Genomic DNA, 14,324 nt, shown 5'->3' on the forward strand with positions numbered 1-14,324 from the left:
TCTCAGCCGTGGCGAAAGCGCACGGCCGCCTGCCGCACCACCTCGGCCAGCAGCCGCTCCTTGGCCTGGCGTTCGCGCAGCCATCGCGCGTCGTTGCGATTGGCCTCCACGCTGGTGCGCAGCTGGCCCAGGGCCTGGGTGGCATCCAGCGCCTCGCTGTGCCATTCGAGCTGGGTCATGGTCATGAGGATGTGGTCGCGCAGCGGCATGTGGCTGCCGGTGGCCGGGTCCACATAGAGCGCGTCCAGGCCGAAGCGGCAAGCCTGGAAGCGGTTGTAGGTGTAGACCAGGTAGTCGTCCTCGGTGGGCGTGAAGGGCTGCTCCTGCAGGAACCAGGCCGCGAGCGACTGCACGTAGCCGGCCAGCGCCGCGGCGCGCTCCACCGTGAGCGGCGTGTCGAAGACGCGGATCTCGATGGTGCCGTACTCGGGCTTGGGCCGGATGTCCCAATAGAAGTCCTTCATGCTGCGCACGACGCCGGTTCGGGTCATGCGCTCGAAGTAGTTGCCGAACTCGCGCCAGCTGAGCGTGAACGGCGCGCGGCCCGACAAGGGGAAGGCGAACACCGAGTTGAGCCGCGCCGAGTCGAACTGCGTGTCCTGCCCCTGCACGAAAGGCGAGGAGGCCGACAGCGCGATGAAGTGCGGGATATAGCGCGACATGCGGTGCAGCATCAGCAGGGCGCCATCGGCATCGGGGCAGCCGATGTGCACGTGCTGGCCGAAGATGGTGAACTGCTTCGACAGGTAGCCGTAGAGCTCCGACAGCTCGCGAAAGCGCGGCTTGTCGTAGATGCGCCGCTCATGCCACTGCTGGAAGGCATGCGTGCCACCGCCCACCACCGCGATGTTGAGCTTGTCGGCGTTCTTCACCAGCGCGTCGCGAATGGGCGTGAGCTGCGCCACCACGTCCTTGGCCGAGTGGCAGATGTCGGTCGAGATCTCGATCATGCTCGAGGTCATCTCGGGCACCACGCTGCCGGGCAGCGGGGTCTGGGCCATCAGGCGCAGCATGTCCTCGGTATAGGGCGCGAGGTCGTAGTCGTGGGTGTTGACCAGCTGCAGCTCGAGCTCGACGCCCAGCGACAGGGCGACCGACTTGTTGAAGGGCTCCAGCGGCAGCACGCGGCTCTCGGGGGAGTCGGGCAGGCCCGGCGATGCGCTCATCGCTGCGTCTCCTCCGTGATGCTGAAGGCCTCGGGCATCCAGGGCCTGGAGCTCTCGCCGGCGCCGTGGATGGCCACGGTGGCGAGCACTGCGCCCAGCACCTCCATCAGCAGGATCGCGGGCAGGGCGATCTGCGTGATCATCGCGCCCAGCAGCGGCGAGGCGGTGACGAAGCCGGAGGTGATCAGAAGCGCGATGGAGGACAGGGGCGCCATCGCGCAGCCCACCCACAGGGCCTGGCGCCAGCTCGCGCCGCTGCCCGGGTTGGCGATCGCCACGCCGGCGATCTTGGCCACCGTGCGCACGGCGATCACGGCCAGCACCACGCTGGCGATGGGCAGGCTCCAGTCGGCCTGTGCCGCTACCACGGACACCAGCACGAACATCAGCATGGTGAGCAGCGAGGCGGCCGTGCCCAGCTGCCGCGGCCAGACCCAGGGCTTGGGATGCAGGGCCTTGAGCAGCACGCCGCCGATCAGCGCCGCCAGCGGCGCCGAGCCGCCCAGGTGCGCGGCCAGCGCGGCGCCGGCTGCAATGATCGCGAGCAGCAGGATGGAGGTGTTCTCGCTGGTCGGGCTCATCACGCGCAGGGCCGAGCGCAGCGACAGCGCCATCAGCGCGCCCACCACGAAGGACAACCCCAGCACCACCGCCACCGGATAGAGCTTCTGGAACAGGCCCAGCGGCGCATGCTCGATCAGCCCGGCTTGCGCGTAGCCGAGGGTCAGCGCATAGAAGGTGTTGAGCGTGGCGAGCGTCAGCGCCCGCTCGGTCACCGGGCCGGAGCCGCGGGTGTCGATCACCACCCGGCTCAGCACCGCCGGCGAGGCCACGATGGCCATCAGCGCGATCGGGTTGGCCACAGGATCGGGCACGTCCATCCAGTGCAGCACCCAGAACACGAAGAAGTAGGTCAGCGTGGCTTCCAGCAGGCTCTGCACCAGCACCATCGGGTTGTGGCGGAACCAGCGCAGCGGCAGCCGGCCGCCGGCCTCGAACAGCACGATCGCCACGCCGAGCTCGAGCAGGAACAGGCTGATGCCCTGCAGCGGCCACATCACGCCCTCGAAGCCGGCCAGGCCGACCACGGTGCCGACCATCGAGTAGCCGACCACCTTGGGCATGCCTGCATAGCGTTGCACCAGGTGGCCGGCCGCGGCGGCGGCGGCCAGCAGCAGCGACCACAGCACGGTGGGCAGGCCCGCCGAGGGCCGCAGCCACTCGGACCAGAAGCCCAGCAGGTCGTTGGGAATGAAAGAACTCATCAGGCCAATCTGTTAAGCACGCGAGCACCGGGCAGGCATCGCGCGTCGAGCAGAGCGCACGGGGGCGTTCATGGCTCGGGGAAGAAGGTTGCGTTCAGTGCAGCACGCGCGGGACGGGCGCGCCGCCCGCGTCGGCTTCCAGCACGAACATGGGAATCGCGACGTCGAAGCGTTCGCCGCGCTCGGTCACGAAGAAGTAGCTCCCATGCATGGTACCGCTGGGCGCCTGCAGCCGGCATCCGCTGGTGTAGCGGAAGGACTGCCCGGGCGCCAGCAGCGGCTGCTGGCCGATCACGCCGAGGCCTTTGACCTCCTGCGTCTGTCCGCTGGCGTCGTTGATGAGCCAGTGCCGCGCGATCAACTGCGCTGCCACCCGGCCGGTGTTGGTCACGGTGATCGTGTAGGCGAAGGTGTAGACCCGGTCTTCGGGCGAAGACTGGTCCGGCAGGTAGCGCGGCTCCACCTGGATCTTGATCGGAGGGCTGGACATCGGCGCGATGTTAACAATTGGTGAGGAAACAGCCTGCGACAATTGGCCCCCATGAGCAGCAGCAGCACCTTCCGCATCGCCCCTTCCATCCTTTCGGCCGATTTCGCGCGCCTCGGCGCCGAAGTGAGCGATGTGATCGCCGCCGGTGCCGACTGGATTCATTTCGACGTCATGGACAACCATTACGTGCCGAACCTCACCTTCGGCCCCATGGTGTGCCAGGCCCTCAAGCCGCACGCGAAGACGGCCGGCGGCACGCCGGTGCCGATCGACGTGCACCTGATGATCGAGCCGGTGGACGCGCTGGCCGCCGCCTTTGCGCAGGCGGGAGCCGACTACATCAGCTTCCACCCCGACGCCTCGCCCCATACGCACCGCAGCATCCAGGCCATCAAGGCGGCCGGCTGCAAGGCGGGGCTGGTGTTCAACCCCGGCGCCGGGCTGGAGCCGCTGGACTGGGCGATCGACGACATCGACCTGATCCTCATCATGAGCGTGAACCCGGGCTTCGGCGGCCAGAGCTTCATCGACTCGGCCCTGCGCAAGATCGAGCTCGCCCGCAAGCGCATCGAGGCCAGCGGGCGCGACATCCGCCTGGAGGTCGACGGCGGCATCAAGACCGACAACATCGCGCGCGTGGCCGGCGCCGGCGCGGACACCTTCGTGGCCGGCAGCGCGATCTTCAATGCGAAGAGCTACGCAGGCGTGATCGCCGAGATGCGCGCGCAGCTCCAGGCGGACTAAGGCCTGACCTTCTCGTTGTAGACCCGGTCGGCCACCGGGCCGCGGTCGGTGTCGACCACGCCGCGCTCCACGTCCTCCATGCCCTTGCGGCCCTGCTCGGCGGAGCCGCCCTGGTTCTGCTGGCTGTCCGAGGACTGGTCGCGCTCGTGGGGCAGGCGCGGAGCCGATTCGCCGCCCTGCTCGACCTTGGTCTGGCCGCCGCCGGCGTCCTTCAGCGGGTCGGTCTTCGGGGGCGCCTTCTCCTTCTTGCTTGCCATTGCTTGCTCCTTGGTCATGCCGTCTTGTGGCACGGCATCGCGGAAAGCCCGGTAGGACCGCCATGCGCGGCCCTGTAGGATCAGCGGCGAGATGAGCGAGCCGCAGCCCCACGTTCCCGACCTTCTTCGCATCCACGGATTCACTTCCCTCGAGCCCGGGCCGAAGCTGATCGTCCTGGGCGGCGTGCACGGCGACGAGACCTGCGGCACGGAAGGCATCGAGCGCACCCTGGCCGAGCTGGACAGCGGCGCGCTGCAGCTGTTGCGTGGCCAGCTCACGCTGGTGCCGGTGGCCAACCCGCTGGCGCGCCGCCTCATGCGGCGCGAAGGCGAACGCAACCTCAACCGTCTGTTCAAGCCCACCCCGTCGGGCGAGGCGCCGGCCGATTACGAAGCCCGCATCACCGACCTCCTGTGCCCGCTGCTCGAGCGGCACGACGTGCTGCTGGACCTGCACTCCTTCCAGAGCGCGGGCGAGGCTTTCGCGATGATCGGCCCGCGCGACAACGCCGGCACGCTCGAGCCGTTTTCCCGAGCGTTCGAGGAAGGGCTGCTCGCGCTGCACATGGGCACGCCGCGCGTGGTCGAGGGTTGGCTCGACATCTACGCGGCCGGCCTGGCGCAGCGCGCCGGCGGCCAGCCGGCCGACGAGGCCGCGCTGGCCTTCGGGTGGGGCACCAACGAATACATGCGCAGCCGCGGCGGCTACGGCGTCACGCTCGAATGCGGCCAGCACCAGGACCCGGCCGCGCCCGAGGTCGCGCACCGCGCCATTCATGCGGCGCTGCGCCTGCTGGGCATGGTCGCGCCCGATCCGCAGGCCGAGCCGCCGGTGGCGCCTTCGCTGCTGCGGTTGGTCAGCGTGACCGATCGCGACAGCGAAGAAGACCAGTTCGTGCGCGAGTGGGCCACCTTCGACCCGGTGGCGAAGGGCGAGCCCATCGGTGTGCGCGCCGACGGCACGGTGCTGGCCGCCGAGCGCGACGGCTTCATCGTGTTCCCGAACGCACAGGCGCTGCCCGGCGCCGAGTGGTTCTATTTCGCGATCAAGAGCGATCGCGACCTGCGCCGGCCCGGCGCCTGACGCTGGCACTGACGGCCGGCGGGTACCGCGGCCGGACGGCGCGCGCCCCTGACGCGGGGCTCCGCCGCCTTCCTACATGCGCGGCTCGAGGGACGTCCTAGGGTGGACCCCCCTGGAGATTGCCCATGCCCGCATCCAAGACCCCCGCGCCGCGCGTCCTGTGGAAAGGCGCCATCAGCTTCGGCCTGGTCCATATCCCGGTGGCGCTCTACGCGGCCACCGTCGATCACAGCATCGACTTCGACTGGCTGGACAAGCGCAGCATGGACCCGGTGGGCTACAAGCGCATCAACAAGAAGACGGGCCGGGAGATCGCGCGCGAGCAGATCGTCAAGGGCGTCGAGGTCGAGGACGGCCAGTACGTGGTGCTGAGCGACAAGGAGATCGCCGACGCCTATCCACGCACCACGCAGACCATCGAGATCGAGACCTTCGTCCCCGCCAACAGCATTCCCTTCGTCTACCTGGAGCGGCCCTACTACCTGGCGCCCATCAACCGCGGCGGCAAGGTCTATGCGCTGCTGCGCGAGACCTTGGAGCGCACCGGCCGCATCGGCGTGGCACGGGTCGTCATCCAGACCAAGCAGCACCTCGCGGCCCTGGTGCCGGTCGGTCCGGGGCTGGTGCTGAACCTGCTGCGCTGGGGCGCCGACATCCGGCCCTGGAAAGACCTGCCGCTGCCCGCCGAGAACGCGAAGAAGGCGGGCCTCGCCGAACGCGAGATCAAGATGGCCACCGAGCTGGTCGAGGACATGAGCTCGGACTGGGACCCCGAGGCCTTCAAGGACTCCTTCAAGGACGAGATCCTGCGCCTGGTCGACCGCAAGATCGAGGCCGGCAAGACCGAAGCCGTGGCCAAGCTCGGCCCCGTGGAAGAAGAGGAAGGCCGGCCGAGCGCGAAGATCCTGGACCTCACCGAGCTCTTGCAGCGCAGCCTGCGCAAGGGCGGCAAGGCAGGTGCCGACGAGGAAGAGAGCGGCAGCGAGGAAGCGCCCGCCAGGGCGCGCAAGCCGGTCGCCAAGCGCGCGGCCCGCAAGCGCGCCCCGGCCCGGAAGGCGGCAGCACGCCGCAAGGCAGCTTGAGGCACGGCCGTGGCAAGCAGGCCCCGTGCAAGCGAAGCGCTGGCGCCCTACCGCCGCAAGCGCGATTTCAAGAAAACGCCGGAGCCGCACCAGGTCGGCCGCGCCGGCCGCGGCGCCCATGCCTTCGTGGTGCAGAAGCACCACGCCCGCCAGTTGCACTACGACTTCCGCCTGGAGCTCGACGGCACGCTCAAGAGCTGGGCCGTGCCCAAGGGGCCTTGCCTCGATCCGACGGTCAAGCGCATGGCGGTGCATGTGGAGGACCACCCGGTCTCCTATGCCGACTTCGAAGGCACCATCCCGCCTCGGCAGTACGGCGCCGGCACCGTGATCGTCTGGGACCGCGGCGAATGGGAAGCCGAGGGCGACGCGCGACGCGGCCTGGCCGAGGGCAAGCTCAAGTTCGAGTTGCACGGCGACAAACTGCGCGGCCACTGGACGCTGGTGCGCATGCGCGGCAAGGGCGAGAAGCAGGAGCCCTGGCTGCTGATCAAGGAGCAGGACGCAGAGGCCCGGCCGCTCGCGGACTACGACGTCGTCGAGGCCGAGCCCGACAGCGTGCTGACCGGCCGGGACGTCGACCATCCGCCGGACCTGAGCTACGGCCGCAAGGCCGAGCCCGCCAAGCCGCCCACGGCGCGCAAGGCCGCCGCGCCGAAGCCCCGCCGGGCCACGCTGCCCGAGCGCCTCGAACCGGAGCTCGCGACCCTGGCCTCGTCGCCGCCACCGGTGCCTGAAGACTGGCTCTACGAGCTCAAGTACGACGGCTATCGCGTGCTGGCCCGCATCGAAGGCGACGAAGTCCGGTGCATCACGCGCAACGGCAACGACTGGACGTCGAAGCTGCCGGCGCTGGCGAAGTCGCTGGCGCAGTTGCCCACGCGCTCGGCCTGGCTCGACGGCGAGATCGTGGTGGCCGGCAAGAACGGCGCGCCCGACTTCCAGGCGCTGCAGAACGCCTTCGACCGGCGGGCGACGGCCGACATCGTGTACTGGCTCTTCGATGCGCCTTTTCTGGACGGCGAGGACCTGCGCGCCCTGCCGGTGGAAGAGCGCCGCGCGCGGCTCGCCAAGCTGCTGGGCAAGGCGCCGCCGGCCGGCCTGCGGCTCTCCGAGGCCTTCGATGCCACCCCGCGCGAGCTGCTGGCCTCCACGGCGGAGCTGGGCTTCGAAGGCATCATCGGCAAGCGCAAGGGCTCGGCCTATGTGTCGCGCCGATCGCCCGACTGGATCAAGCTCAAGAACCAGCGGCGCCAGGAATTCGCGATCGGCGGCCATACCGCCCCGAAGGGCTCGCGCACCGGCTTCGGTTCGCTTCTCCTGGGCGTGTACGACGACAGCGGCCGGCTGCAGTACTGCGGCAACGTGGGCACCGGCTTCGACACCGGCCGGCTGGCCGACATCAAGGCGAAGCTCGACCGGCTGGCGAGCGACGAATGCCCCTTCGAGAAGCGGCCCGCGGGTGTCAAGGCGCAGTGGGTGGAGCCGAAGCTGGTGGCGGAGATTGCCTTCGGCGAATGGACGCGCGACGGCCGGGTGCGCCAGGCCGTGTTTCAGGGCCTGCGCAGCGACAAGCCTGCCTCGCAAATCCGGCGCGAGCAGGCGCAACCCCCGGCCGCGATCCGCCAGGCCCAGGAGGCGAGCCCCACGATGAAGGCACTGAACATCACCAACGCCCAGCGCGTGATCGACAAGACCAGCGGCGTCACCAAGGGCGAGCTGGTCGCCTACTACGACCAGGTGGGCGAGCTCATGCTGCCCCACCTGAAGGGCCGTCCGGTCGCGCTGGTGCGAGCGCCCGAAGGCGTGGGCGGCGAGCTCTTCTTTCAGAAGCATGCGAGCCGGAACGAGATGCAGGGCGTGAAGCTGCTGGACCCGGCGCTCGACCCCGATCACGAGCCGCTGCTGCAGATCGACAGCGTGCGGGGCCTGCTCTCCGCCGCGCAGATGAACGTGCTGGAGCTGCACACCTGGAACGCCACGTCCAACGCCATCGACCGGCCCGACCGCTTCACGCTGGACCTCGACCCCGGCGAAGGCGTCGAGTGGGCGACGATGCAGGAGGCGACCCTCCTGGTGCAGACCCTGCTCGACGAGCTCGCGCTGCCCGCCTTCCTCAAGACCAGCGGGGGCAAGGGCATGCACGTGGTGGTGCCGATACGGCGGCATTACGGCTGGGATGCGGTCAAGGGCTTCGCCCAGGCCCTGGTGATCCACCTGGCCGAGACCATTCCCGAACGATTCGTCGCCAAGAGCGGCCCGCGCAACCGCGTCGGCAAGATCTTCGTCGACTACCTGCGCAACGGCTTCGGCGCCACCACCGTGAGCGCCTGGTCGGTGCGCGCGCGGCCGGGCCTCGGCGTCTCCGTGCCGATCGAATGGGACGAGTTGCCCATGCTGCAGAGCGCCGCGCAATGGACGGTGCGCACGATCGGCGAGCGCCTGGCAGTGGGCAACGAGCCATGGGCGGCGATGGAGAAAAGTCGCAAAGGGCTGGCGGCGGCGATGAAGAGGCTGGGCTACGAGCCCTCCGATGCGCCGTGAGCCTCAGCCCTCCACTTCCTCGGTCACCACTTCGAAGCGCTCCAGCGTGTGCTCGCCGAACACCATGGTGATCGGCACGTCGGCCGCGTCGCGGCCCTGGGCGATCATGATGCGTCCGATGCGCGGCTTGTTGTGGCGCGCATCGAAGGACCACCAGCGGTCGCCGAGGTAGACCTCGAACCAGGCGCTGAAATCCATCGGGTAGGGCACCGGGGGTATGCCGATGTCGCCGAGATAGCCGGTGACGTAGCGCGCCGGCACGTTCATGCAGCGGCACAGCGTGATGGCCAGGTGCGTGAAGTCGCGGCACACGCCCCTTCGCTCATGCCAGGCCTCCAGCGCCGTTCGCGTGGGGCGCGCGCTCGGATAGTCGAAGACCAGGTGCTGGTGCACGTAGTCGCAGATGGCCTGCACCAGCGGCCAGCCCTTGGGCACCTGGCCGAAGCTGCGCCAGGCGAAGCCCAGCAGCTCGCCGTCGACTTCGCAGTAGCGGCTGGGCAGCAGGAAGCGCAAGGTCTCCACCGGCAGCTGGTCCGGCGTGTGTTCGACCGCGCCGAGATCGACCGCGTCGGGCCAGCCTGTGTCGTAGACCTGCGCGTCGTTGCGCAGGCGCACCCGCGTGACTCCGGCGGGTACGCGCACGCGTGCGCAGTGGTTGTCGAAGGCATCGCGGTAGAAGTCGGTCACCAGCGGTGGGCTGATGGTGATGTTCTCGCCACCGACGACATCGCCGGCGCGCGAGGGGTGCACCTGCAGCATGTAGATCAAGGCGGTCGGCGAGTTCACGCCGAGTTCGATGTCGTAGCCGATTCGGATGAGCATGGGGTGTGTGGCTTGGAGGTGTGGACGCGGCGCGCGAGCGACGACGCATCCTAAGGCGCGACGCGAAAACGGTACGTGAGCCGGTGCGCGCGAGCGCGCGTAGGCCGGCCTTCAAACCCGTCAGTGCGGTCCTACCGCCGGCCGCTGGGCCTTCCCACAGACGTCGGCGCGCGGCCACTACGGGGGGTCTTCGGCGCACCGCCTAAGCTGAAGCATTGCACGCGGCCGCATTGCCGGCCGTGCCTCCCGACCTGCGATCTCCACACCACAATGACACGGAGCGAATCATGGAGCTTTCCTCGTTGCTCAGCGTCCTCGATGCGCCCTGGTTCGACGATGTCATCGTCTGGACCGTGGCAGCGGTGGCGGGCATCGTCGCCCTGGCGGTCGTGGTCAACGCCCTGGACGTCTTCTTCGATGCCGGCTGATGCCGCGGCGCCCCGGGACAACAGAAGGAACTCCCGATGACGCCAACGAACAAGACCGCGGGCAGCCGCCGCCCCAAGCCGGTCAACGGCAGTACGGACAAGCAGGAACAGCTGGCGGCCTCCGTCGCCGAGAACGCGCCGCGGCTCACGACCAACCAGGGCGTCCAGGTCCCCGACAACCACAATTCGCTGCGGGCCGGCGTGCGCGGGCCCTCGCTGCTGGAAGACTTCATCCTGCGCGAGAAGATCACGCACTTCGACCACGAGCGCATTCCCGAGCGCGTGGTGCATGCGCGCGGCGAGGCGGCCCACGGCTATTTCGAGGTCTACCGGTCGATGTCGCAGTTCACCTCGGCCGACTTCCTGCAGGACCCGTCGGTCAAGACGCCGGTCTTCGTGCGCTTCTCGACCGTGGCAGGCTCGCGCGGCTCGGCCGACACGGTGCGCGACGTGCGCGGCTTCGCCGTCAAGTTCTACACGCGCGAGGGCAACTACGACCTCGTGGGCAACAACATTCCGGTGTTCTTCATCCAGGACGCGATCAAGTTCCCCGACCTGATCCATGCCGTCAAGCCCGAGCCCCACCACGAGATGCCGCAGGCGGCCAGCGCGCACGACACCTTCTGGGACTTCGCCTCGCTGATGCCCGAGACCACGCACATGCTGATGTGGATCATGTCGGACCGCGCGATCCCACGCAGCCTGCGCATGATGGAGGGCTTCGGCGTTCACAGCTTCCGCTTCGTCAACGCGCGCGGCGAGAGTCATTTCGTCAAGTTCCACTGGAAGCCCAAGCTGGGCATCCACGGGCTGGCCTGGGACGAAGCGCAGAAGATCGCCGGCAAGGACCCGGACTTCCACCGCCGCGACCTCTGGGAGGCGATCGCACGCGGCGATTTCCCGGAGTGGGAGCTGGGCGTGCAGATGATCCCGCAGGACAAGGAGCATTCGCTGCCCTTCGACCTGCTGGACCCGACCAAGCTCATTCCCGAGGAAATGGTGCCGGTGCAGCGCATCGGGCGGCTGGTGCTCAACCGCAACCCCGACAACTTCTTTGCCGAAACCGAGCAGGTCGCCTTCCATCCGGGCCACGTGGTGCCCGGCATCGACTTCAGCAACGACCCGCTGCTGCAGGGGCGGCTGTTCTCGTACACCGATACGCAGCTCTCGCGGCTGGGCGGGCCCAACTTCCACGAGCTGCCGATCAACAAGAGCGTGTGCCCCTTCCACAACTTCCAGCGCGACGGCATGCACCGCCAGACCATCGCGCGCGGCCACGTGGCCTACGAGCCGCATTCGCTGAACGACGGCAAGGAATTCCGCATCGATGGCGGCAGCGGCGGTTTCCAGTCCTTCCCCGAGGAGATCGAAACGCCCAAGCTGCGCCGCCGCAGCCCCAGCTTCGACGACCACTTCACCCAGGCGCGCCTGTTCTTCAACAGCCAGAGCGCGGCCGAGAAGGAGCACGTCATCGCGGCCTTCCGCTTCGAGCTCTCGAAGGTGACGGCGCCGACCATCCGCCAGCGCATGGTCGACAACCTCGCGCATGTCGACGAGAAGCTGGCGCGCCGTGTGGCCGAACCCCTGGGCATCGGGGCGCCCGACCCGAAGGCGGCCGCCGGCCGCGCCGGCTTTCGCGAGCACCGCATGAAGCTGCCGATCGAAGAATCGGCGGCGCTGCGCATGGTCGACAGCGGCGACGGCTCGATCAAGACCCGCCAGATCGCGATCCTGGCGACGGACGGCATCGACTCGGCCTCGCTCAAGCCGATCCGCGAGGCCCTCGAGCAGGCCGGCGCCCAGTGCAAGGTGGTGGGGCCGCGGCTGGGCACGGTCACCAGCGCATCCCGGCGGCAGCTGGAGGTCGACGCCACCTTCCAGAACACGCCCTCCGTGATGTTCGACGCCGTGCTGGTGCCGGCCGGCGCGCAGGGTGCCGAGGCACTGGCTCGCAACGGCGACGCCGTGCACTTCGTGCTCGAGGCCTACAAGCATTGCAAGGCGGTCTGCACCGTGGGCGAGGGCGTGCAATTGCTGGCCACGCTGGGCATCGGCGCCGACAGCAAGGCCTACCCGGCCGGCGTGGTGGTGGCCGCGACGCCGACCACCAACCTGGGCGACAACACCGCGGCCCTGAAGATCGCGCATGACTTCATCGCGGCGATCGGCAAGCACCGGCATTGGGACCGGCCGAACGTCGACGCCGTTCCGGCCTAGATCTATCGGGAGCGAAACCTAGAGGCCTGCGAGTCGCCGCATTCTTGCGATGACCGTCGGCACCCTGGCTTGTTCTGCCGCATCGGTCCGAAAATGCATCGGCAATTGGTCCACGAATGAAAGATCTTGCAGGAGATCTTCGAATTCCTCCCGGAGATATTCCCTCAGCGGGTCAGGCGCATCATCGACCTCGGCGCCCAGAGTCGGGCGGCCGTCGATCAGGTTCACGATGTCTTCCATGTCGTGGTGAGCGTAGTCTCCGCCGCCCCGGCTGTAGAAGGCTTCGAGCTTTGTCGCCAGGAAGACCGGCGCAGTCGCGGCAAGAATCCTTCGTCCGCTGGGGAGCGTTAGCCTTTGAGCGCTTCGGATGACTTCGGAGTACCAGCGATTGGTTGAGTGCCCCAGAACGCTTTCTTCAGAAGGCATGACATCCAGTATGAGGTCGCCGCGCTTCCATCGGCACATGTGCTCATCGGCAGGGCTTTGTCCAAAGCCTCGTGCACGCAGGCGAGGAACGAGCCCCTGATAGTAGGCCGTCACCGATGCGACCTCGGCGACGAGATCGACGTCGATGGTTTGTCGAATGGGTGGCCTCGCCCGATCTGTGATGAGCAGGCCCACACAACTCCCCCCCACAAGGACCAGTTCTTCACTCAACGCGCCCAAAGCCGCAGCAACCAGTTCCACGATCGCGACGTTGGGGTCTCGCTCGTTCATATCAGCTCCGCAAGTCTGCTGCTTGCGATCTCGCGTTCTCTGGCAGCGCCGACGCGAAGTGCGTCCAGCAGAGACAACGCCAGGTACAACGCAGGGTCGGCCTTCGCGGCCGCCGGCAACGACGAATGAAGAGGCTGGAGACTGGGCCCCCAGGCTGTTCCCTCCGGATCGGGCCAAACGGGTGCGAGCACATCTGCAGTTCCAAACTCTTCGATGAGACCGGGCCCTCCAACCGCCGTTGGGATCCCGCGAGTCAAGCTGCCGAGTTGCCCTGGGAAGCAGTACTTGGCGCCATGGATGACGAACTCCTTCAGATTCGCCGGAATGGATCTGATGCTGCCGCTTGCTCGACTCAGCAGCCTGGCCTGCTCCGCTCTGCGAACCGAGCCATGGATGAGCGACAGCGCAATGAACAGCTCGCGCGAAAGATCGGCGAGCAAGAACGAGCGATTCGGGTTGACTGCGACCTTCACCGCAACCATCAGATCTTGTGGTTTGAGAGTCAGTTGCTTGGCCTCATTCAATGCGAGCTCCTTGTTTTCCGATTTCCGGAAACGAGAATATACCCAAACTAAAACCTCGCCACCGAGCTTTGATTTCCAGAAACACGAAAATTAGGCAGATGCCGAGTTTAACTTCCTTGCAATCTGATTGTTCGACTGATAGTATTCTTATTTTAGTATCTGATAGCGAACAAACAGGTTCTACGCGCGCTCACGATGTCCGAAAACCCACGCAAAAAGAGCCCCCGGGCCCCCTCCATCCCCCTGGATGAGGCAGTGGAACGAGCCATGCGCGCTTACGACAAGGGGCGCCTGCAGGCGGCGCCGGTGGATGTGATCGCGCAACACATCGGCTACAAGACAGCCAACAACGGAGCAGCACTACAGGCCCTCGCATCATTGCGTTACTTCGGCCTGCTGGAACGTCCCAAGGAAGGCTTGCTTGCCGTCACCAAGGACGTCGAGGCGTACCGCCTTGCCCCGGAGCCGCACATCGCGCGATCCCTCTTGCTGAGATTCCTGCGAGCGCCCGCCCTCTTTGCAGAACTGCTCGACAAGTACCAGGGCGGACTTCCTTCCGACGGCAATCTCAAGGACGAGTTGATTCAACGCGGATTCCTCCCTTCGACGGCTTCCTCCCTCGCTGCGGTGTTCAGGCGCTCCGTCGAGGTTGCTCGCTACTATGAGCATTCGCAACCAGAGCAGCTTGTTGCCGTTCCGCAGGCAGATTTAGCATTTCTGAACGATGCGCCTGCGTCAGGTCCGACAGTCGAGCGCGCCATGGCACGACCGCGCATCGCGGAGCCTGGAGATGGCGCAAAGCCCCTGCCGGGAGACGGTGGGCACGACCGCATACCGGTGCGTTTGCCCGGCGGCCGCCGGGCCTTTCTGCTCATTCCTTCGGTGTTTTACGAGGCTGACAAACAACGTCTCAAGGCACAAATAGACCTCTTGCTCACAGAGGATGGCGAGTAAATCAAGGCGCTCCGGAGCAGAACGAAATTG

At 67.5% G+C, this 14,324-nt stretch carries 14 protein-coding genes; 7 read left to right on the forward strand and 7 right to left on the reverse strand.

Translation table 11 applies throughout. The features are described 5' to 3' along the window. Window positions 1-2: 2 nt before the first annotated feature. The 3 genes from AC3A6Y_RS01040 to apaG form a co-directional block, all read right to left on the reverse strand. A complete protein-coding gene (locus AC3A6Y_RS01040; protein WP_487867777.1) occupies window positions 3-1,121 on the reverse strand; it encodes a YbdK family carboxylate-amine ligase in 1,119 nt (372 codons plus the stop codon). Window positions 1,122-1,162: 41 nt separating this feature from the next. Further along, a complete protein-coding gene (locus tag AC3A6Y_RS01045; protein ID WP_487866376.1) occupies window positions 1,163-2,431 on the reverse strand; it encodes a cation:proton antiporter in 1,269 nt (422 codons plus the stop codon). A 94-nt stretch (window positions 2,432-2,525) separates the two neighbouring features. Then, window positions 2,526-2,921 (reverse strand): Co2+/Mg2+ efflux protein ApaG, encoded by a 396-nt coding sequence (apaG, locus tag AC3A6Y_RS01050; protein ID WP_487866377.1) that lies wholly within the window; start codon window positions 2,919-2,921, stop codon window positions 2,526-2,528. A 51-nt stretch (window positions 2,922-2,972) separates the two neighbouring features. Between apaG and rpe the strand changes: the two genes are divergently transcribed. Beyond that, window positions 2,973-3,665 (forward strand): ribulose-phosphate 3-epimerase, encoded by a 693-nt coding sequence (gene rpe, locus AC3A6Y_RS01055; protein WP_487866378.1) that lies wholly within the window; start codon window positions 2,973-2,975, stop codon window positions 3,663-3,665. Here rpe and AC3A6Y_RS01060 read toward each other — a convergent pair. Then, window positions 3,662-3,922, reverse strand: coding sequence for a hypothetical protein (locus tag AC3A6Y_RS01060; RefSeq protein WP_487866379.1), 261 nt, complete (start codon window positions 3,920-3,922; stop codon window positions 3,662-3,664). The genes rpe and AC3A6Y_RS01060 overlap by 4 nt on opposite strands. A gap of 91 nt (window positions 3,923-4,013) precedes the next feature. Between AC3A6Y_RS01060 and AC3A6Y_RS01065 the strand changes: the two genes are divergently transcribed. From AC3A6Y_RS01065 to ligD, 3 genes are all read left to right on the forward strand, one after another. Then, entirely contained in the window at window positions 4,014-5,006 is a 993-nt protein-coding gene (locus AC3A6Y_RS01065) for a succinylglutamate desuccinylase/aspartoacylase family protein (protein WP_487866380.1), read from the forward strand. Between the two features lie 125 nt (window positions 5,007-5,131). Then, entirely contained in the window at window positions 5,132-6,088 is a 957-nt protein-coding gene (gene ku, locus AC3A6Y_RS01070) for a non-homologous end joining protein Ku (RefSeq protein WP_487866381.1), read from the forward strand. A 9-nt stretch (window positions 6,089-6,097) separates the two neighbouring features. After that, window positions 6,098-8,632 carry a DNA ligase D gene (gene ligD, locus AC3A6Y_RS01075; protein ID WP_487866382.1) on the forward strand — a complete coding sequence of 845 codons (2,535 nt, stop codon included), beginning with the start codon at window positions 6,098-6,100 and terminating at the stop codon, window positions 8,630-8,632. Between the two features lie 3 nt (window positions 8,633-8,635). Here the strand turns inward: ligD and AC3A6Y_RS01080 are convergent, their stop codons facing one another. After that, window positions 8,636-9,454: a transglutaminase-like domain-containing protein gene (locus AC3A6Y_RS01080; protein WP_487866383.1), complete on the reverse strand. Its 819-nt coding sequence runs from the start codon at window positions 9,452-9,454 to the stop codon at window positions 8,636-8,638. A gap of 287 nt (window positions 9,455-9,741) precedes the next feature. Here AC3A6Y_RS01080 and AC3A6Y_RS01085 point away from each other — a divergent pair, with 287 nt between their 5' ends. Together AC3A6Y_RS01085 and katE are read left to right on the forward strand one after the other, a co-directional pair. After that, entirely contained in the window at window positions 9,742-9,882 is a 141-nt protein-coding gene (locus AC3A6Y_RS01085) for a hypothetical protein (protein ID WP_181360628.1), read from the forward strand. Between the two features lie 36 nt (window positions 9,883-9,918). Then, window positions 9,919-12,099 carry a catalase HPII gene (gene katE / locus AC3A6Y_RS01090; protein WP_487866384.1) on the forward strand — a complete coding sequence of 727 codons (2,181 nt, stop codon included), beginning with the start codon at window positions 9,919-9,921 and terminating at the stop codon, window positions 12,097-12,099. Between the two features lie 18 nt (window positions 12,100-12,117). On the opposite strand, the gene AC3A6Y_RS01095 is transcribed toward katE, so the two are convergent. Beyond that, window positions 12,118-12,816 (reverse strand): hypothetical protein, encoded by a 699-nt coding sequence (locus AC3A6Y_RS01095; protein ID WP_487866385.1) that lies wholly within the window; start codon window positions 12,814-12,816, stop codon window positions 12,118-12,120. Then, window positions 12,813-13,340, reverse strand: coding sequence for a hypothetical protein (locus AC3A6Y_RS01100; RefSeq protein WP_487866386.1), 528 nt, complete (start codon window positions 13,338-13,340; stop codon window positions 12,813-12,815). The genes AC3A6Y_RS01095 and AC3A6Y_RS01100 overlap by 4 nt, the downstream gene beginning before the upstream one ends. Before the next feature lie 267 nt (window positions 13,341-13,607). On the opposite strand from AC3A6Y_RS01100, the gene AC3A6Y_RS01105 reads away from it, so the two are divergent. Next, window positions 13,608-14,294, forward strand: a complete 687-nt coding sequence (locus AC3A6Y_RS01105; protein WP_487866387.1) for a hypothetical protein — start codon at window positions 13,608-13,610, stop codon at window positions 14,292-14,294. The last annotated feature ends 30 nt before the right edge of the window (window positions 14,295-14,324 follow it).

The organism is Variovorax sp. Soil_C_17 (assembly GCF_057657265.1).